Consider the following 390-nt stretch of genomic DNA (forward strand, 5'->3'; position numbering starts at 1 on the left):
GTCTAGGGGTCGGCCCGGGCGACGTGGTCGTCACGTCGTCGATGACGTTCGCGCCCCCCTCCCCCTCTCCCTTCTCCCCCTTCTCCCCCCCTCCACCCCTCCCCCTCTCCCTCTCTCCCTTCCCTCTTCCTTTCTCTCTCCTCCCCTCTTCCCTGCCCCCTCTCTCCTCCTCTTTCCCTCCCTCCCCCTCCCTCTTTCCCTTCTCTCTCCTCTTCCCTTCTCCTCTCTCTTCTCTCCCCCTCTTCCCTTCCCTCCCCTTCTCTTTCTCTCCTGTTTTCTTCTCTCTTCTGTCCTCCCTCGGGATTGCCCTCCTTCTTCTCCTTTCCTTTCCTCTTTCGCTCCTCTCCTCTCTCCTTTCTTCTCCTCTTTCCCCCCCCCCTCCCTTCTCTT

At 61.0% G+C, this 390-nt stretch carries 1 protein-coding gene; it reads right to left on the reverse strand.

All coding sequences use genetic code 11. The annotated features are described in order from the left end of the window. A partial coding sequence (locus NWP09_RS13555; protein WP_258275950.1) for a hypothetical protein occupies window positions 1-390 on the reverse strand: 390 nt, incomplete at both ends.

The organism is Agrococcus sp. HG114 (assembly GCF_024723325.1).
Lineage (GTDB): Bacteria > Actinomycetota > Actinomycetes > Actinomycetales > Microbacteriaceae > Agrococcus.